Raw genomic sequence first — 19042 nt, 5'->3', positions numbered from 1 at the left:
AGGTTTTGAATCCAACGCAAATCTGCTCCCTTTCCCCCTCTCCCCCGTGGGGAGAGGGCTGGGGTGAGGGGTGGTTCTATAACCGAAGTACAAAACTCCGGCTAAAGTAAAACCTTCATCCCCCTTCACACGGACGTGAAGCATGCCCACCCGCACCTCCCCCCACCTACGCCAATTCGCCCGTCACCTGCGCGCCAACCAGACCGACTGCGAGCTCCTGCTCTGGCAAAAACTCCGATCCCGGCAAATCGCCAATCTGAAGTTTCGACGGCAGTTTCCATGTCCGCCTTATGTCTTGGATTTTTATTGCATTGAGCTTAAGTTGGCCGTCGAGCTGGATGGTGGTCAGCATTATGAGACGGCGGGAAAAATCCATGATCGGAGACGAACGCTTTACCTTCAGGCACTAGGTATTGAAGTTGTGCGATTCAATAATCTGGAGGTAATTGAGCGGATGAGTGATGTGTTAGAGCAAATCCTGAGGTTTGCTGCGAATCGCAGCCCTCACCCTAACCCTCTCCCAGAGGGCGAGGGGACTGACCGTGAGTTTCTTTAGAAATTCTGCGACCTGAAAAATAGAGTCGAACTCAGGTTTCGAATCCAATAGAGGTCGGCCCCCTTTCCCCCTCTCCCCCGTGGGGAGAGGGCTGGGGTGGGATGGATCTATCAGACAGGCTGCAGCTTCTGCTCAAACACCGCCACCCCATCCAGATCCCGCAACACCACGCTCATCTCCCCCGTCTGCCCATCAATATTCACCTCGCCAAAGAACTGAAACCCGGCAAACGGCGAGGTGTTCTGCGCCGGTGGGGCTTTCTCGAAAATCACCTCGGGCCCGAAGGTCTTATCCAGCGGATTAGGCCCGTAGCTCCCCGCATTCAACGGCCCCGCCACAAACTCCCAGAACGGTTCGAAATCCTGAAACGCCGCACGTTCCGGGTTGTAATGATGGGCTGCGCAGTAATGCACGTCCGCCGTCAGGAATACAAAATTGCGCACCTGTTGGGCACGTAGAAAGCCCAACAACTCAGCGATTTCCAGTTCACGTCCCTGGGCTGGACCGGGATCACCGTTGGCCACCGCTTCCCAGCGCGCCACACCCGGGCTGACTTCACCGTCGGGGACGCCAAGGCCGATCGGCATGTCAGCGGCGATGACTTTCCATTGCGCACTGGAGGCTTTCAACGAAGCCTTGAGCCAGTCCAGTTGCTCACGACCGAGAAAGGGTTTGGCGGCGCCGAGGTTGTCGTCATTGGCGTCGCGATAGCTGCGCATGTCCAGCACGAACACATCCAGCATCGGCCCATAACCGAGCTTGCGATAAATCCGCCCTCCACCATCGGCGCTCTGCAAACGCATGGGCGCATATTCGAGCCACGCCTGCCGGGCACGGCCTACCAGGCTGTGGATATCTTTGCTCTTGTAGCGCTCATCCAACTGCTTGCCCGGCGACCAGTTATTCACCACTTCATGGTCGTCCCACTGCCAGATCTGCGGGACTTCAGCGTTGAAGCGGCGGACGTTTTCGTCCATCAAGTTGTAGCGGTAATTGCCTCGGTAGTCGTCGAGGGTCTCGGCGACTTTGCTCTTGGCTTCGCTGGTGATATTTCGCCACACACGGCCGCTTTCGGTGGTCAGTTGCGCCGGCACCGGGCCGTCGGCGTAGATGGTGTCGCCGCTGTGGATAAAGAAGTCGGGCAGGCGCAAACGCATGGCTTCGTAGATGCGCATGCCGCCGATGTCCGGGTTGATGCCGAAGCCCTGGCCGACGGTGTCGCCGCTCCAGACGAAGCGAATGTCGCGCCGGGTTTGCGGCACGCTGCGCAAATGGCCGAACCAGGGTTCGCTGGCGACACCGCTCTGGGCGTCTTCGAAATACACGCGATAGAAAATCGCCTGATCGCCGGGCAGGCCCGTGAGTTCGACCCGTGCGGTGAAGTCGGTGCGCGCATCGGCCAATGGCGAGACGAATCGACGAGGGTTGCCGAACAGGCTGCGGGTGTCCCACTCCACCACCATCCGCGCCGGCCGGTCGCTGCGGCTCCAGATCATCGCCCGGTCGCCCTGCAGATCGCCGGACTGCACACCGTCGGTGAGTAGCGGACGATCCTTGACCGAGGCGATGACGGCCGGTGCCAGGCCCGGAAGCAACAGCCCGGCGCCGACGGCTTGCATGACACGGCGACGGCCGAGGTCGAATTCGCTCATGGTGTTCTCCCTGAAAAGGGGAAACTAAAGCACGTGCGCATGAAACCGGTGTGACACAAAAATCTGCCAACACACTGATCCCCTGTAGGAGCGAGCCTGCTCGCGATGACGGTGTGTCAGACAACATCATTGTTGACTGACACACCGTCATCGCGAGCAGGCTCACTCCCACAGGTTTTGTGGTGTGTCAGGCCTTGGCGGGTTCTAGCGCCATCTCTACAACTTCCGGCCGCTTGAGCAACGCATACGCCACCGCCGTTAGCAGGCTCCCGGCCACAATCGCCAACAGATACAACAGCGCATGATTGATCGCATTCGGGATCGCCAACACGAACAATCCACCGTGCGGCGACATCAGCTTGCAGCTGAAGTACATCGACAACGCGCCAGCCAGTGCACCTCCGGCGATACTCGCTGGAATCACCCGCAACGGATCTTTGGCGGCAAACGGAATGGCCCCTTCAGAGATGAAGCACATACCCAGCACCAAGGCTGCTTTACCCGCCTCACGCTCGGTCTGCGCGAACTTGCGGCGAGCAATGAACGTGGCGATACCCAAACCAATCGGTGGCACCATGCCGGCAGCCATGACTGCCGCAATAGGCCCATAACTGGCATTCGCCGACGTCATCAACCCGACAGAAAACGCATAAGCAGCCTTGTTGATCGGTCCGCCAAGATCGACGCACATCATGGCGCCGAGTACCACGCCCAGCAGAATCGCATTGGCAGTGCCCATGGTTTCCAGAAATCTGGTCATGCTACTGAGCAATCCCGCTACCGGCTGCCCCACCACATAAATCATGATCAAGCCAACAAACAGACTGGCCAGCAGCGGGATGATCAGGATCGGTTTCAGAGCGTCAAACGTTTGTGGAAGACGCAGTTGTCGACCGATCACGGCCGCACTGTAACCCGCGAGAAAACCAGCGATGATGCCGCCGATGAAGCCCGCTCCTAACAGGCTGGCGAGCAGCCCACCAATCATCCCGGGAGCAATGCCCGGTCGATCCGCAATTGAATAAGCAATGTATCCGGCCAGCAACGGCACCATCAATGTGAAGGCCGCATCTCCGATCTGCTTGAGCGCAGCCGGCAGCGTCCCAGGCTCTTTGAATGCGTTGATACCGAATGCAAAGGACAAGGCGATCATCAGACCACCCGCCACTACCATCGGCAGCATGAACGACACGCCCGTCAACAGGTGTTTATAGACACCCGTCTTCTCTTGCTTGGCCGGGCCTTTGGCACCCGTCGCAGCGGTTTCCTGATTGCCTTCGGCCAGCGCTTTGTTCAGCGTTGCTTCGGCTTGTTTCAACGCGATACCAGTGCCGCAACGGTAGATTTTCTTGCCGGCGAAACGCTCGGTGGCGACTTCGATATCGCAAGCCAGCAGCACCACATCGGCATCGGCAATCGCGGCGGCGCTGAGTGGATTGCGCGCGCCGACCGAGCCCTGGGTTTCCACTTGCAGGTCGTAGCCCAGACGCTTGGCCGCTTGCTGCAAGGCTTCGGCGGCCATGAACGTGTGAGCGACACCGGTCGGGCACGCCGTGATCGCCACCAGACGTGGCGCGTTTTGAACGGTGGCAACAGGTTGCGCGACGACTTCAGGCGCGACATACACCTGAGCTTCTTCAGCGCCTCGGCGCAGCACCGCTTCAACATCCTGCAACGCCTGGGCCGGCGTACTCTGGAACACGCGTTTGCCAATAAACCGCGACATATCCACCGGCGTACTGGTGACCAGCAACACCCACTCTGCGGATTCAATCGTGGCTGCCGACAGCTGACGTTCCGGATGCGCGGCATCCACCACTTCGACGCTGGTGCTCCAGCCCTGACGCTGGGCCGCTGCATCAAGCAAGCGGGCGCACAGCACACTGGTGACCATGCCGTTCGGGCAGGCCGTAACAATGGCTAACTTCATGACAAACCCTCTTATTGTTCTGTCAGGGGGCGCACGCGCACACCCTGTTCGAGCCGCGCCAACTGCGCGACATCGCCAATACCGAAACCGATCTGCGTGACCGCCATCGCGGCAATCGCCGTGGCGGTGCGCAGGGTCTGTTCAGGCGTGTCGGCGCTGAGCAAACCGTGGAGCATGCCGGCCAGCAACGAATCGCCCGCGCCCACCGTGCTGACGACGCTGACCTTGGGCGGCGTGGCGTGCATCGCAGAGCCGACACTGAACCAGTTCACGCCTTCGGCACCGTGGGAGATCACCACATGCTCGATGCCTTGAGTGTGCAAACGGCTCGCTGCTTCGGCTTGCGCCGCCACCGAGATCACTTCGCAGCCGAGCGCGTCGGCCAGTTCTTCGGTGTTCGGTTTGATCAGCCACGGGCCGGCCTTGAGTGCCGCGCGCAACGCTTCGCCGCTGCTGTCGAGGGCGACGTTCAGACCCAGGTTTTTCAAACGCTCAATCAACGCCTGCAACCACTGAGGACTGATCCCTTGAGGCAGGCTGCCGGCGACGACGACAGCGTCATGACCGGGCGCGATCTGATCGAGTCGATCAAGCAACGCTTGCTGTGCCGCCTCATTGACCATCGGTCCCGGACCGTTGATATCGGTGATGCGCCCATCGTTTTCCGCCAGTTTGATGTTGCTGCGCGTCTCACCGGGCACCCGAATGAACGCATCGACAAAACCGCGTTTGGCGAACAGGGTTTCGAACGCTTGAAGGTTGTCCTCACCGAGGAAACCGCTGACCGTCAGCTGATGCCCGAGGTCGGCCAGCACCTGCGCCACGTTCACGCCTTTACCGGCGGCGTGGGTGTGCATCTCGTCGCTGCGATTGACTTGGCCGGGCTCAAGGCGCGGCAGCTGCACCGTCAGGTCCAGCGCCGGGTTGAGCGTCAGGGTCAGGATCTTGGCCATTACAGGCCCTCCACTAATGCGCGCACTTCATTGGCGCTGCCCACGGCCAGGGCCTGCTGGGCGAGAATTTTGGTTTGACTGAGGCTGAGTTCGCGGATGCGCGCCTTGACCTCGGCAATGCTGCGGCCCGACACGCTCAACTCGTCCACGCCGAGGCCGACCAGCACCGGCACCGCCAGCGGATCGGCCGCCAGCTCGCCGCACACGCCGACCCACTTGCCGTTGGCATGAGCCGCGCGCACGGTGATGTCGATCAGTTGCAGCACCGCCGGGTGCAAGCCATCAGCCTGGGCCGACAAGGTTGGATGACCCCGGTCGATGGCCAGGGTGTATTGGGTCAGGTCATTGGTGCCGACGCTGAAGAAGTCGACTTCCTTGGCCAGCACCGGAGCAAGCAGCGCCGCCGATGGCACCTCGATCATGATCCCCAGTTGCAGGTCGGCGACCGGGATTTCCAGACGCAGGCGTTCGGTCATGTCCCGCGCCTGGCGCCACTCATCAACGCTGCCGACCATGGGGAACATGATCCGCAGCGGGCGGTTGTCGGCAGCACGCAGCAAGGCGCGCAATTGCGCTTCCATGATCTGCGGACGTTGCAAGGTCAGGCGAATGCCGCGCACACCGAGGAACGGGTTTTCTTCTTTCGCAATCGGCCAGTACGGCAACGGTTTGTCGCCGCCGACGTCGAGGGTGCGAACCACCAAGGGACGACCGGCCAGGCCATCGAGTACACGACGGTATTCGACTTCCTGGGTCGCCTCGTCCGGCGCCTGGGAATGGGCCATGAAAATCAGTTCGGTGCGCAGCAGACCAATACCTTCAGCGCCCTGCTCCACCGCGCTGGTCACGCCCGCGCTTTCGCCGATGTTGGCGAACACTTCGACCGCGTGACCGTCAGTGGTCTGTGCCGGTTGATGGCGTTGTTCGGCGGCCGCTTTGAGGCGTTGCTCGCGGGTGTCGCGCTCTTCGGTGGCGCGCTGCAGGGTCGCCGCGTCGGCGTCCACGTGCAGGCGACCGCGCTGGCCGTCGATCAGCAACGGCGTGCCCGGTGCCAGCAGCAACACCGCTGCACCGGCGCCGACCAAGGCTGGAATGCCAAGCGCCCGGGCGACAATTGCGCTGTGAGCGGTCGCGCCGCCACGGGCCGTGAGAATACCGGCGACGCGGGTCGGATCGAGACGGGCGACGTCGGAGGGGCCGACTTCGTCCATCACCAGAATGTACGGCTGATCGGGCTCATTCGGGGTTTCGACGCCACTGAGTTGCGCCAGCACCCGACGGCCGATGTCGCGCAAGTCGGCAGCCCGTTCGGCGAGCAACGCGTCCTGCAGTGATTCCTGTTGCTTGGCCGCCGCTTCGATCACCGCCATCCACGCCGCTTCGGCGCTTTCGCCTTGCTTGAGGCGGGTGTCAACTTCATCGGTCAATTCCGGGTCGTCGAGCATTTCCTGGTGGGTGATGAAAATCTCGCGAATGGCCTTGGACGTGCTGCGCTCGATCAGGCCTTCGATGTCGCCACGCACGTGCTCCAGCGCTTGTTTGAGACGCTCGCGCTCGATCGCGGCAGACTCACCTCGCAACGGGTAGTCGATGGTTTGCAGCACTTGAATGTGCGCCGGGCCGATGGCGATGCCCGGTGCGGCGGCAATTGCCTGGACCAGACTGCCGGACGCTGGCGCCAAGAGCACTTCGGCCACATCGGCAAACACTTCGCGCTGCTGGCTCACGGCGGGCAACGGCTCGACTTCTTCGCCCAGACCTTCTTCGATGGCGGCGAGCAAGGCTGGCAACGCATCAGCGGCGATGCTCGGTTCGGCGACGAATTCCAGCACCTGACCGCGACGGGCGCCGAGGCTGAGCAGTTTGCTCAAGCTTTTCACCGAAACGGCGCTGTCCTGGCCATCGACGATGCGCACGCGGATTTCGCCTTCAAAACTTTTTGCCAGTTGCGCGAGGATCTTCGCCGGACGGGCATGCAAACCGTGGGCGTTGGCCAAGGCAATGCGCGCGCTCGGCCAGTCCGCCGGCAGTTCACCGCCCAGCACTTCGAGGACTTTACGGCTGCTGGTGGCGCGGCCTAATTCGTGGCCACGGCCTTCAATCAGCAACGCACAAAGGCGTTCAAGCAAGGCCTGATGCGCCTCGCCGAGACTGGCCAGGCAGAACAGGCCACTGAGGGGCTGACCGAGGTAGCGCATGGGTTTGTCCGGTGTGACGAAGGCCAGACCCGGACGCTTGACCGTTTGTTCGCTGTGCAACCACCACAGGCCATCGCCCAGCGGCAGCGCTTCGACTTGCTGCAGGACGGCGGAGAAACCGTTGCTCACGCAGTCCGCCTGGCGCAGCAAACGCGCACCGCGCCACACCAATTCTTCGAAGTCATCGGCGGAAACGCCGAGGCCGATCATCTGAGCATCCAGCGCCAGTTCCTGCGGTGCGCCTTGCAGCAGTTTCAACAAGGCTTCGGCGGAACTGGCGCGACGCAAGGCCTGGCCCAGGTCGGTTTCACCGAGCGCGCGGGTCAGCAGTTGCAGCAGTCGCAAGTGCTCATCGGATTTGGCGGCGATGCCGATCGCCAGGTAGACGATCTGACCGTCGCCCCAGTCCACACCCTCGGGGAACTGCATCAGTCGCACGCCGGTGGAAAACACCTGGTCGCGGGTTTCCGGGGTACCGTGGGGGATGGCAATACCTTGACCGAGAAAGGTCGAGCCCTGGGCTTCGCGCGCCTGCAAGCCGGCAAGGTAACCCTCGGCCACCAGGCCATCGGTGACCAGATGCCGGGCCAGCAGTTGCAACGCTTCGGACTTATCCACAGCCGACTGGCCCATGGATATCTGCTCTATGGTGAGCTCGAGCATGCTTTCTCCTTTTTGGCGTCTGTTGGCGCCAGGTATTGTTTTGAATGATTCCAGCTTAGGCGCTTAGTCTTCACTTTTGGCGGTTTCGCGGCAGAACCGGCCAAATGCACTTATAACTTAGAAAATACGCTTGCTGAATCGTTTAATCTAGAATGATTGGCACGTTACTCGATTATGTCCCATCCTTGAAGTCCAACTTGTCGGAAGCGTTGCGACAATGGTCGTCTACCGGAATCGGGTAGGATTGGCGAAAATGTCGGCCGTAAAACAAGGAAAGCCCGCGTTGAAACTCAGTGATATTGCACAATTGGCCGGTGTGTCCGTTACCACCGCCAGTTATGTCATTAATGGCAAGGCCGAACAGCAACGTATCAGCAGTGCCACCGTCGAGCGCGTTCGTGCGGTCGTCGAACAACATGGCTTCACTCCCAATCCCCAGGCCGCCGGGCTGCGCAGTCGGCACACGCGCACCTTGGGCTTCATTCTGCCGGACCTGGAAAACCCCAGTTACGCACGAATTGCCAAACTGCTCGAACAAGGCGCCCGGGCTCGCGGCTATCAATTGCTGATCGCCAGCTCCGACGATGCGCCGGACAGCGAGCGGCAATTGCTGCAACTGTTCCGCGCCCGGCGCTGCGATGCGCTGATCGTCGCCAGTTGCCTGCCGGCGGGTGACGACAGCTACCGTCAGTTGCAAGCCAAGGGCATGCCGATCATCGCCATCGACCGGGTGATGGAACCTGAGCATTTCTGTTCGGTGATCAGCGATGATCGCGAGGCCAGCCTGCAACTGACCCGCAGCCTGCTCGATCCGCTGCCCAAGCAAATCGCCCTGATCGGTGCCCGTCCCGAACTGAGCATCAGCCAGGAACGTGCTGCCGGGTTCAAGGAAGCCCTGACCGGGTTCAAAGGCGAAGTGCTGATCGAGCACGCTGAGTCGTTCAGCCGTGAGTGCGGCAAGCAGTTGATGGAAGAACTGCTTCAGCGTCTGGGGCATTTGCCGGATGCGCTGGTGACCACGTCCTACGTGCTGCTTCAAGGCGTGTTTGATGCCTTGCACGACTACCCGCTGAAACCCCGCCCGCTGCGACTCGGCACCTTCGGCGACACGCAGTTGCTGGATTTCCTGCCGCTGCCGGTCAACGCCATGGCCCAGCAGCATCAGTTGATTGCCGACAAGGCGCTGGCACTGGCCCTGGCCGCCATCGAGCAGTCCGATTACCAACCCGGCGTGCAGGCCATCGCGCGGACCTTCAAGCAGCGTATTCGCCAGGACTGAACCGTGGAGCTGATCGACAGCCACACTCATCTGGATTTTCCGGACTTCGACGAGGACCTCGCGGCGCTGCTCGCCGAGAGCCGCGCCCTTGGGGTGCGGCGGATGGTGGTGCTGGGGGTTTATCAGGGGAATTGGCAGCGGGTTTGGGATCTGGTGCAAAGCGATCCCGATCTGCATGCGGCGTTCGGGTTGCACCCCGTTTATCTGGATCAACATCGCCCTGAAGACTTACCCGAACTCGGAGATTGGCTGACCCGCCTGGCGGGCCATCGGCAATTGTGTGCAGTGGGCGAGATCGGACTGGATTACTTCATCGAAACCCTCGACCGTGAACGCCAGCAGGCGCTATTCGACGCGCAGCTGCAACTGGCAGTGGACTTCAATCTTCCGGCGCTGATTCATGTGCGGCGCAGCCATGCGGCGGTGATTGCCACGCTCAAACGTTTCCGACTGAAACGCGCGGGAATCATTCATGCCTTCGCCGGCAGCAAGGAAGAGGCTCGCGAGTACATCAAGCTCGGCTTCAAACTGGGCCTGGGCGGTGCCGCCACCTGGCCGCAGGCATTGCGCATGCACCGCGTTCTCGCCGAGCTGCCCCTTGAGTCAGTGGTGCTGGAAACCGACTCGCCGGACATGGCGCCCGTCATGTTTCCCGGTCAACGCAACAGCCCCGCGCACCTGCCGGCGATCTGCTCGGCGCTGGCCGGGATCATGGCGATCAGCCCCGAACAATTGGCCGCGGCCAGCACGGCCAATGCCTGTGAGTTGTTCAACTGGTAAATCAGCCCTGCACAATCCCCTGTGGGAGCGAGCCTGCTCGCGATAGCGGCCTGTCAGTCAACGTTGATATCGACTGACAGACCGCTATCGCCGGCAAGCCGGTCTCGCTCCCACATTTGATTCCCGCGTGCCGTCAGACCCGGAACGCGCTGATCAGTTGTTTGAGCTCCACCACCTGGGCGGACAATGCGCGACTGGCGTCTTCGGTCTGGTGCGCACCTTCGGCGGTGCGTTCGCCTGCGCGGTTGATCTCGACGATGTTCTGGTCGATGTCGTGGGCCACCGCGGTCTGCTGCTCCACCGCCGCGGCAATCTGTTGGTTCTGGTCGACGATCATGCCGACGGCGCCGAGGATGTTTTCCAGCGCCTGCTGGACCTTTTCCGACTGCCCGACGGTGCCGTCGGCCACCTGATGACTGACGCCCATGGCTTTCACCGCCGCGCCGACACCCGTCTGGAGCTTGGTAATCATCTGCTCGATTTCTTCGGTCGATTGCTGGGTGCGCTTGGCCAGGGTCCGGACCTCATCGGCCACCACCGCAAAACCACGCCCCTGCTCACCGGCCCGAGCGGCTTCGATCGCGGCGTTGAGCGCCAGAAGGTTGGTCTGCTCAGCGATGCTTTTGATCACTTCCAGCACGCGGCTGATGGATTGGCTGTCGCTGGCCAATTGATTGATCACCCGTACCGACTGATCGATCTCACTGGCCAGTTGCGCGATGCTGCCCTGCTGGGACGCCACCAGGCCGCGGCCGCTGATGGTCTCGTCGTTGACGCTGTGAGCGCTGCTGACCGCCGCCGCGGCACTGCGCGCCACCTCAAGTGAGGTGGCCGACATCTGGTTCATGGCCGTGGCGACCTGCTCGATTTGCGAGCGCTGCCCCGCCACCGCCTGGTTGCTTTGGGCAGAAACACTCTCGACCTGCCCGGCCTGGCGCTCGACCTCGTTGACGGTCTGGCCTACGCGTTCGATCAGGTCATGGATTTTCTTCACGGTGCCATTGAACACCTCGCCCAACTCGCCCAACTCATCGCGGCTTTCGGCGCGGAAGGTCACCGTCATGTCACCCGCCGCGACTTTGTCCAGCGTCGCGCCCAGTCGCTTGAGGGTGGTGCGGGTCGAGGCGTAGAAGCCGCCGTAGAGGTAGAAAATCAACACAAACACCACCGACAGCGCCACGGCCTGCAAGACCATGTGGGTGCGGTTCTGCTCCAGCCGCTGCTGCAACTGGGTGCCAAGGAATGTCAGGGTGGCTTCGTTGAGTTGGTAGGTCTGGTCCATCAGGCCGGTGACCTGATCGTAAAAGGCCTGCCATGGCGCATCGAGGGTGTCGGCCATCACCACCTGTTCTTCGAACAGTTCACTGGCCTTTTTCAGGGAGGCTTTGCTGCTTTCGGCCTGGGCCGCCAGGGTTTCACGCGCAGCCTTGCTGGAGCCCAATGCGTCATTCAGCTTAAGACCGTATTCACCCTGGAGCTTTTCGATCTGCGCCAGCAGCTCATCGAATCGGGTGCTCGACGCCGAATTGAGAAAGCCCTGCCCCAGCGAATAGGAACCCATCGCCCGGCCGTCACCCAGAATCTGGGTCACAGGCGGAGTGACGTTGGTAATGAGTTCGCTCAGCTGACGCATGTCGCTTTGACTGTCACGACTCAGGCCGGCCTGAGTGGCGATGATCTGGCTGAAAATCTGTGCATTGCCGAGCAATTTGCCAATCAGCGCACTTTTACTTTGCAGGGAGTTTTCCGCTTTCTGGGCCTTGAAGCCGGCGATCATTTCATCGCGTTTGCCGTCGAAAACCGTGATCTGCTCCGGGTCAGTGGTCATCGCCTTCAGCCCTTGCAGGCGGGCCAGAACACTTTGCTCCAGGGCGCTGATCTTCGTCTCGACATTGCCGGCCTTGCCGGACTGGCCGAGGGTAACGTTGATCTGCACCAGATTGTTCAGGGTTTCCAGATCACGCCGCAGGGTCAGGCTGCTGCCTAACAGGTCGAGGCTTTGCAGTTCGACTTGTGTGCCCTGGAATTCGCGATAGGAGTCGCGCACGAGATAGAAGTTAGTCACCAGCATCGGCACGAGGAACAGCACGCTGATCAGGCTGAACTTCATGCCGAAGCTCAGGCGATTCATTAGCGCGACGGCGGGATAGAGCAAGCTCTTCACTGGAGGTCTCCCTTTTGATTCTTATTTTTATTGGCAGGCGCGGGTCGACGGCAGATAGCCACTATTTAGCGCTGTCTCTGTATAGCTTAAATCGGCAGGGGGTTTTGTAACTTAAGGTTAACAGCGGGAAGCGCGGACCTGTAGCAGCTGGCGCAGCCTGCGTCCGGCTGCGCAGCAGTCGTGAATTCAGGCGCTGCGGTTTTTCAGGTTGATCGCGTCAGCAGGGTTTACGACTGCTGCGCAGCCGGACGCAGGCTGCGCCAGCTGCTACAAGGGATCGGCGTATCAGGGGAGGACCGTCCACAGCGCAAAACCTGCATACCAGAGCACCGCTGCACGCAGCAGCAATTCCCAGATCCGGTCCAGGCTGTTGATGCCGTCCGGCCCGACGACCGGCGCAGGAATTTCACCGGCCACCAGCCCGACCTTCTCGATCAGCTGGGCGGCGCTGATGTTCCAGTTCAGCAGTTCATGCAACATCACCCGGCTGACTGCCACAAAGTTTCCGACCAGCGCAAAACTGGCCGCCAACAGACGCACCGGCACCCAATCAAACGCGTGACGCAACTGTGCAGCGCGTTCGACCACGGCCGGGTTCTGCCCGTGCTCTTCGGCCAACGCCAGCAGTCGGTAGCTCAGTGCTGCGACTGGCCCCAACACGAAGTACCAGAAAATCACCGCGAAAAAGCTCTGGTAAGCCTCCCACAGCAAATGGCCTTCGACCCGCTCAAGCAGTTGCTCGCCGTTATCGGCGCATATATCCAGGTCGCGCTTCGCCACATGGGCAGCCGCTTGCAGGTCCTCCCGGCGCCAGGCATCGCGAAACGGCCCGAGGCCGGCCAACAAATCGCCGCGCCCCAGACTGTAAATCACCACAAGGAGATGCACCGGCAACGCCAGCAACCCGTAGGCCACCGGTTCAAGCACCACCAACAACAAACCCAGCAGCGCTACCGGCAACAACACGAGCAACACCAATATCAGCCATGGCCGATTGATCAGACGCGGGCTGACTTCAAGCTTGTTCAGTTCACGTACCCAACCGCCATCACGTTGGACCCGATGGCGAAGGGCCGAGAATTTCTCGATCCAGACAGCCAACAGCAACACCAGAAAACTCATTGTTGTTCCTCTTGTTCCAGAGCGGCTTTTGCCAGGGCGGCGCGATAGCGTGCCCAGTCGAACGCGGGTCCGGGATCCGTCTTGCGCCCCGGTGCGATGTCGCTATGCCCACAGATGCGCTGCGGGGTGATCGCCGTAAACCTGCTTTGCAACTGTCGGGTCAGCGTCGTCAACGCTTGATACTGGGCGTCCTCGAACGGCAGATCATCCGTGCCTTCGAGTTCGATGCCCACGGAAAAATCGTTACAGGTTTCACGTCCCTCGAAACTCGAGACACCGGCGTGCCAGGCGCGCTCAAGACAAGAGACAAACTGAGTGACGCTTCCGTCACGCTCAATCAGAAAGTGCGCAGACACCCGCAGGTCAGCAATCCCTGCAAAGTAGGGATGCTCCGTGACATCCAGACGATTCTGGAAAAATTCCTGCACCTTGCCGGTGGCGAACTGCGCTGGCGGCAGGCTGATGTTGTGGATCACCAGCAGGGAAATTTCGCCCGAGGGGCGCGCATTGAAGTTGGGCGAGGGGCATACACGCACGCCCTGGCACCAACCGCTCGCGGGGTCCAACTGCATACAGGTTCCTTCAACGACGACTGTGTTGGCGCCCAGTATGCCGCGATAGACCCTCGGGGCGCGATCACTTGCCGCGATTGAGACGCCGCAGATTGCCCAGCACCGACTCCAGGGCCCGGTCGAACAGCAAGGTGTCGTCCAGCGCCCGCACCGCACCACGGCGAAATTCCAGGGCCAGGCCGGTGCGGCTGCGCTCCAGCACTTTCATTCCGGTGCGGTCGACGAAGATGTATTTCCCGGTCGCTTCGATGATCGCTGCCAGCTTGCAACGCAGGGTGTTTTCTTCGTCCTCCTGGAACTCGACCCAGCTGCCGGGGCGCAGTTGATCGACTTGAAGCAAACCGGCATCGTCCGCCGGCAACCGTACTGACACCGCATCGGCGGGGCCTTCGTCGGCGCTTCGCAGCACGATTTCCTCCAGCACTTCGACCATCACCTGTGGCTCGACGGGCTGTTCAACCGCCTGGCCCGGGCGCTCGAACAGTTGCACGTGCAAGGTTTCCAACTCACTGAAAAACTCACTGGTGGCGAACGGATCGAAGGCCGAGCTGCTCAGGCCGTCGCGCAAGGACTTCAGCAACCCCGGCACCAGCGCCAACAGACGCAGGCCAGCCTCGGGCTCGTCATGGCGCTGCACGCTCCAGATCAATTGCTCCATGGTCTGCACATCGGCATGCCATTCCGCCGATGCATCACCGTGTTTGAGGCAAGTCAACAACAGCACTTTGCTCCAGGCCTCCTGGACGAAGACCACCACACCTTGCGGCAGCATTTTGCCCAACAACGCATGATTCAGCGCCTGCCCGACACGCTGGCGAGCCAGTTCGGTCCTGGCGCGGCCTTCTTCGGCGTCACGGGTGCGCTGCTCAAGCAGTTCACTGCGACGGCGCTCGTCACTGGTGAAGGCAAGAAAATCCGCGAGCAACTCGGAAAAGATCACCGGATCGTCTACAAAGTCATTCAACAGGCCCTGCACCACTTGCTCTATCCGCAGGTACAGACTGTCACGCTCGTGGTCATCGCACTCGCCCCAGCCCATGGCGGCAGCGGCGATTTCGTTGAGCAGACGCCGGGCCGGGTGGCTGGCGCGGCTGAAGAAGCTCTTGTCGAGCACCGCCACTTTGAGCATCGGGATCTGCAAACGACCAATCAACGCCTTGAGGGAGTCCGGCAAGTTGCGGTCATCAAGGATGCATTCGAAGAGCATCGCGATCAGGTTGATCACGTCTTCGTCCGCTACGCCGACCACGCGCGACTTGCCACTTTTGACGCTGACCCGGGTCAGCAGTTGTTCGAGCTGGTTACGCAGATCGAAGTCGTCCTGTGTTGCAAGCGCCGGTACGTATTGCTGCAAGTGCGAGAGCAGGCGCAACAGGTCGCGGGTGGAAATGGGCTGGGTCTGGGCACTGGCTTCGAGGGTGGGCGCGACACTGCCGCGCACGTGCAACAGCAGCTCCTGCAACGCGGCGAAGACTTCCTGCACACCGTCGTCGATCGGCGTGTGGATGCCGGCCTCGACAGGTTCGGCATGGGCACTGGCGGCCGCCTGATCGGTGACTCGTCGCGCGGGCGCGGGCTTGAGGTTCGGCAACACACCGGTAGCGATGAGCAGTTGATTGGCTTCGGCGTACAGGTGATCAGCGCTGCTGAGCACGTAGCGGTCGAACAGCTTGAGAATGATCAGCTTGACCTTGATCTCCACCCCCAGGTTGCGCCAGGCCTGCAAGAAATACTCACAGAGCCTCTCCGGCCCCAACGGGTTGTGCTGATTGTCCAGCGCCTTGCCCAGCAGAGCGCTGAGTCGAGCCGTCAGTTGGTCAAGGGCGAAACCGTCGCGGTTCAGCACTTTGCTGACCATGGCCTCCACCGCGACGCGGCGCTCCAGGTCGTCATTGGGCACTGCACCGGTATCGAACGCCAATGCCTGAGGTAAGGCCACTTGGGTGCTGTTGTGTTGCGAGAGGCTGACGAACGCTTCAAAGAACTGTTCGAGAAATCCGCGCTCGATGCTTTTTCGCTTGAGCCGCAAGTCGCGCATAGCTTCGAAGAATCGGTTCTGCTCGACGTCGTTGCGGGCCCGATCGGCCATTTCGAACAGCGTGTCGTCGGCGTTATCAAACAGCTCCTGCAAGCCATGCCTGAGCTGTTGAGTGGCCTTGTCGCGAACCTGAAGCAGAATCACAGGCAGGCGGGCGAGCGGCGATTGAATCGCCTGATCCGTAGCTGCCTTGTGCAAAGGCACTACATTCCCGTCGTTGTGCATCCAAGCCTCCTGAAACGGTGATTCAGCGAACAATCGTGAACCCAAAACACGTCAAACCCATGACGTCAAAAGCAAGGCGGATTATCTTGCAAAAGAGCCCCCGTGTGCCAGCAGACTCTGTGCTTCGCAGTGAAATAGACGCGTAGGGAAGACGCTGACTTAGTGCCAATGATTCAAGGGAATCGACCAAATGCAGGTTTGCATGCGACGGGAACGCCTCTGATGCCTTGGGTTGCCTCGCGCCATGGCCCTATAATCGGGCCACTTTGTTTGTGGAGCCCGTTATGCCGAATCTACGTCTCGCCGATTTGACCGCCGAAATCGAAGCCAACGTGCGCCGTGCGTTGCTCGAAGACATCGGCAGCGGCGACATCACCGCGCAGTTGATCCCGACCGAACGCCTGGCCAAAGCCACCATCATCACCCGCGACGCTGCGGTCATTGCCGGCACCGCGTGGGTCGATGCGGTTTTCCGACAGCTCGATCCACGGGTCGCGGTGCACTGGCAGGTGTGCGACGGCGAACGGGTAAAACCCAATCAGGCGCTGTTCCACCTTGAAGGCCCGGCACGTTCGCTGCTGACTGGCGAACGCTCTGCGCTGAACTTCCTGCAATTGCTCTCGGGCGTGGCCACGCGCGCGCAATACCTGGCAGATTTTGTCGCCGAGACGCAGGTGAAGTTGCTCGACACCCGTAAAACCCTGCCGGGGCTGCGGCTGGCGCAGAAGTACGCCGTAACCTGCGGCGGTTGCCACAACCACCGTATCGGCCTGTACGACGCCTTCCTGATCAAGGAAAACCACATCGCCGCCTGCGGGGGCATTCCTGAAGCCATTAACGCTGCGCACAAGATCGCCCCGGGCAAGCCGGTCGAGATTGAAGTGGAAAGCCTGGATGAGCTCAAGGAAGCCCTGGCGGCGGGTGCAGACATCATCATGCTCGATGAGCTGAGCCTGGATGACATGCGTGAAGCCGTGCGCTTGAACGCAGGCAAGGCAAAACTGGAGGCCAGCGGCGGTATCAACGAAAGCACGTTGCTGCCGATTGCCGAAACCGGGGTGGATTACATTTCGATCGGTGCGATGACCAAGGATGTGAAGGCTGTCGATCTGTCGATGCGTTTAAGTCTCTGAGAATGAAAAAACGCCAGCCCCATTGAGGCTGGCGTTTTTGTCAGACCACCAGATTGTTCATCTCGCAGTACTCTTCCCACTCGACACCCAATACCTCGGCCGCCTCCTTGTGCAGCACCAGGCGCGCTGCCTCGAACTCCTCCGGAGTCGAGGTGTACTTGAGCGTCAGCTCCCAAGGCTGCAAGCCCTGGGATTCCGCCTCATCCTCGAACGCCCACTGGATCTGGTCTTTCTGATCGTCGGCTGGCAAGTCCTTGATCTCTTCGGCTAGCTGGGGCGTATCCAGCAAGTACTTTTTCAGCGCTTCTTCGTGTCTGGCTTCTTGAGTCAATTCTTTAACGGTCATGTCGTTCTCGCTGATCGGGGGAATGGAAGATGGATCTGGATCATCAAGGATCTCTCTGACGCAAAAAACCGTTTGAAGCCCGGTTTGTCTGGCCTTCAGAACCATTCGGGGATCATCTGAAAACTGCAAAGTGGTACGTGTGCAACGTTCGAATATAGGACGTTTGGTCGACGATTTATATGGACTTTTACATCAAATCTACAAAAAAACCGTTGATCGGCCTTTCTGCAAATTTTCCTTTGCTACGCAGGAACAACGTTCAAAAGGTAAAGTCATAGCGATGTGCCATCTAGGCACTTCACAAGGAACCCGGTGATGCGCAATTTTTCAAAGCTTTCGTCCATCCTGTCTGCAACTGGCATGGTCGCCCTTCTTCTCGGCACCCTGGCATTGCCCGATTCGGCTCAAGCGGGTCTGGAGTACAAATCCGACAGCGCAAACTCTTCCGATAAATTCCTCGTTTTCCACAACTATTACGGCACCTACGTGATGGTCAAATCCAATATCAGTATCGAGGACGTGGAAAAATTACAAAGAATTGTTAAAACCGATTCGGCAGATCTGGAAGAGCTGAAGAAAACCGTCAGTGCACAGGCGCGGCTCATCGAAGAGTTCAAAAAGGACACGGGTTCCAGTTCAAGCTCGAATGCCGGCGAAGTGGACAAACTAAAGCGCACCGTCAGTGACCAGGAAACGGCGCTGAAAAACCTCGCCAAGGCCATGGACGAACTCAAACGCAACAGCGGCTCGAGTTCCAGCTCCAGCGCCAGCGAAGTCAACGACCTCAAACGTACGGTCAGTGATCAGAACACCGGCTTGGTAAACCTCGCCAAGGCCGTGGACGAACTCAAACGCAATAGCACCTCGAACTCCAGCTCCAGTTCCAGTTCCAGTGAAGTCAGCGACCTAAAGCGCACAGTCAGCGAACAGGAAAACGGACTTAAAAAGCTCGCCAGTCAGATGGATGATCTGAAACGCAGCAGCGGCTCGAACTCCGGTTCAAGCCCCAGCTCGAGCGAAGTGAGTGACCTCAAGCGCACTGTCAACGAACAGGAAAGCGACCTGAAACGGCTTGCCAGCCAGGTGGAAGACCTGAAGCGCAGCGCCGGATCGAGTTCCAGCTCAAGCTCCAGCGACCTGTCCAGCCTTAAGCGGGAAGTCAGCGATCAGGACAATCAACTCGATCAGCTCAAACGCACTGTGGAAGATTTGAGCAGAAAGGTGAAATAACAGGGGAATGGTGCCCGAGACAGGAGTCGAACCTGCGACCTTCGCGTTACGAGTGCGCTGCTCTACCAACTGAGCTACACGGGCGGTGAGCTAAACCTAGCACAGCTTTCGCGAGTCGCAACCGCAAGTCCGTCTCGGTTTATTGCAGACAAAAAAATGCCCCGCAGCTTTCACTGCGGGGCATTTTTTATAACGTTGAAA

14 protein-coding genes and 1 tRNA gene are annotated in these 19042 nt (G+C 60.2%); 5 read left to right on the top strand and 10 right to left on the bottom strand.

The genetic code is table 11. The features are described from left to right. Window positions 1–142: 142 nt before the first annotated feature. On the top strand, window positions 143–556 hold the full coding sequence (locus ACA070_RS03995; protein WP_497450120.1) for an endonuclease domain-containing protein: 414 nt from the start codon (window positions 143–145) through the stop codon (window positions 554–556). A 110-nt stretch (window positions 557–666) separates the two neighbouring features. Here the strand turns inward: ACA070_RS03995 and ACA070_RS03990 are convergent, their stop codons facing one another. The 4 genes from ACA070_RS03990 to ptsP form a co-directional block, all read right to left on the bottom strand. Beyond that, window positions 667–2208, bottom strand: a complete 1542-nt coding sequence (locus tag ACA070_RS03990; protein ID WP_497450119.1) for an alkaline phosphatase D family protein — start codon at window positions 2206–2208, stop codon at window positions 667–669. Between the two features lie 187 nt (window positions 2209–2395). After that, window positions 2396–4138 (bottom strand): PTS fructose-like transporter subunit IIB, encoded by a 1743-nt coding sequence (locus ACA070_RS03985; RefSeq protein ID WP_497450118.1) that lies wholly within the window; start codon window positions 4136–4138, stop codon window positions 2396–2398. A gap of 11 nt (window positions 4139–4149) precedes the next feature. Then, window positions 4150–5091, bottom strand: a complete 942-nt coding sequence (gene pfkB, locus ACA070_RS03980) for a 1-phosphofructokinase (protein WP_497450117.1) — start codon at window positions 5089–5091, stop codon at window positions 4150–4152. After that, on the bottom strand, window positions 5091–7952 hold the full coding sequence (gene ptsP, locus ACA070_RS03975) for a phosphoenolpyruvate--protein phosphotransferase (RefSeq protein ID WP_497450116.1): 2862 nt from the start codon (window positions 7950–7952) through the stop codon (window positions 5091–5093). Before ptsP ends, pfkB begins: the two co-directional genes overlap by 1 nt. 283 nt (window positions 7953–8235) lie before the next feature. Here ptsP and cra point away from each other — a divergent pair, with 283 nt between their 5' ends. Both cra and ACA070_RS03965 read left to right on the top strand, forming a co-directional pair. Next, complete coding sequence (gene cra, locus ACA070_RS03970; RefSeq protein ID WP_497451909.1) at window positions 8236–9231, top strand: catabolite repressor/activator; 996 nt, start codon at window positions 8236–8238, stop codon at window positions 9229–9231. A 3-nt stretch (window positions 9232–9234) separates the two neighbouring features. After that, window positions 9235–10011, top strand: coding sequence for a TatD family hydrolase (locus ACA070_RS03965; protein ID WP_497450115.1), 777 nt, complete (start codon window positions 9235–9237; stop codon window positions 10009–10011). Window positions 10012–10144: 133 nt separating this feature from the next. Here ACA070_RS03965 and ACA070_RS03960 read toward each other — a convergent pair whose 3' ends face one another. The 4 genes from ACA070_RS03960 to ACA070_RS03945 form a co-directional block, all read right to left on the bottom strand. Next, window positions 10145–10849: a methyl-accepting chemotaxis protein gene (locus ACA070_RS03960; protein WP_462029896.1), complete on the bottom strand. Its 705-nt coding sequence runs from the start codon at window positions 10847–10849 to the stop codon at window positions 10145–10147. A 1611-nt stretch (window positions 10850–12460) separates the two neighbouring features. Further along, window positions 12461–13297 (bottom strand): regulatory signaling modulator protein AmpE, encoded by an 837-nt coding sequence (gene ampE, locus ACA070_RS03955; protein WP_497450114.1) that lies wholly within the window; start codon window positions 13295–13297, stop codon window positions 12461–12463. Further along, complete coding sequence (gene ampD / locus ACA070_RS03950) at window positions 13294–13869, bottom strand: 1,6-anhydro-N-acetylmuramyl-L-alanine amidase AmpD (RefSeq protein WP_497450113.1); 576 nt, start codon at window positions 13867–13869, stop codon at window positions 13294–13296. Before ampD ends, ampE begins: the two co-directional genes overlap by 4 nt. A gap of 64 nt (window positions 13870–13933) precedes the next feature. Further along, a complete protein-coding gene (locus ACA070_RS03945) occupies window positions 13934–16132 on the bottom strand; it encodes a DUF1631 domain-containing protein (protein WP_497450112.1) in 2199 nt (732 codons plus the stop codon). A 284-nt stretch (window positions 16133–16416) separates the two neighbouring features. Here ACA070_RS03945 and nadC point away from each other — a divergent pair, with 284 nt between their 5' ends. Then, window positions 16417–17265, top strand: a complete 849-nt coding sequence (gene nadC, locus ACA070_RS03940) for a carboxylating nicotinate-nucleotide diphosphorylase (RefSeq protein ID WP_497450111.1) — start codon at window positions 16417–16419, stop codon at window positions 17263–17265. Window positions 17266–17305: 40 nt separating this feature from the next. On the opposite strand, the gene ACA070_RS03935 is transcribed toward nadC, so the two are convergent. Next, window positions 17306–17611 carry a DUF6388 family protein gene (locus ACA070_RS03935; protein ID WP_462025457.1) on the bottom strand — a complete coding sequence of 102 codons (306 nt, stop codon included), beginning with the start codon at window positions 17609–17611 and terminating at the stop codon, window positions 17306–17308. Window positions 17612–17926: 315 nt separating this feature from the next. Here ACA070_RS03935 and ACA070_RS03930 point away from each other — a divergent pair, with 315 nt between their 5' ends. After that, complete coding sequence (locus tag ACA070_RS03930; RefSeq protein WP_497450110.1) at window positions 17927–18841, top strand: hypothetical protein; 915 nt, start codon at window positions 17927–17929, stop codon at window positions 18839–18841. Window positions 18842–18849: 8 nt separating this feature from the next. On the opposite strand, the gene ACA070_RS03925 is transcribed toward ACA070_RS03930, so the two are convergent. Then, window positions 18850–18925 (bottom strand) — tRNA-Thr (locus tag ACA070_RS03925). Window positions 18926–19042: the final 117 nt, after the last annotated feature.

This window comes from Pseudomonas sp. LBUM1678, from assembly GCF_059695575.1.
Note: the sequence above shows the minus strand (reverse complement) of the source record. Positions and strands in the feature narration are given on the sequence as shown.